The organism is Neisseria sp. P0021.S007 (assembly GCF_051956855.1).
Genome location: NZ_JBQCXA010000600.1, coordinates 1 through 661, shown reverse-complemented (window position 1 = coordinate 661; position 661 = coordinate 1). Strand labels below are relative to the sequence as shown.

Annotated in this window: 1 protein-coding gene; it reads right to left on the bottom strand. The window is 53.9% G+C overall.

Features of this window, described 5'->3' with window-relative positions:
• On the bottom strand, positions 1-661 hold a 661-nt coding region (locus ACTHUR_RS14875), incomplete at both ends, for a DEAD/DEAH box helicase family protein (protein WP_440399364.1).

Here is a 661-nt window from a genome sequence, read left to right as displayed (position 1 = left end):
CGAACAGGCTGATGCGCAAGGCGTTTTCGGAGCTTTCAGCAGGGTACACGTCAATCACGTCGCCGCGTACACGGAAGCTGCCGCGTTTGAAGTCCAAATCACCGCGTTCGTACTGCATGGAAACGAGTGTGGCAATGATGTCGCGCTGCTCGATGGTATCGCCTTCTTTGACGGACAACACCATTTGTTGATATTCGGTCGGGTCACCGATACCGTAAATGGCGGACACGGTGGCGACGATAATCACGTCGTCGCGCGTCATCAGGTTTTTGGTGGCGGAAAGGCGCATCTGCTCGATGTGTTCGTTGATCGCGCTGTCTTTTTCGATGAACAAATCGCGGCTGGGCACATAGGCTTCAGGCTGATAATAGTCGTAGTAGGAGACGAAATATTCCACCGCGTTTTCGGGGAAAAACTCGCGCATTTCTGCATAAAGCTGGGCGGCAAGGGTTTTGTTGTGCGCCATGATGATAGCAGGGCGGCCGCTTTGAGCAATGACGTTCGCCATGGTGTAGGTTTTACCCGAACCGGTTACACCAAGCAAGGTTTGATAGGCCAGGCCGTCTGAAAGCCCTTCGAGCAAGCCGGCAATGGCAGCGGGCTGGTCACCGGCAGGAGGAAATGGCTGATGGAGTTTAAACGGAGAATTGGGATATTGGAT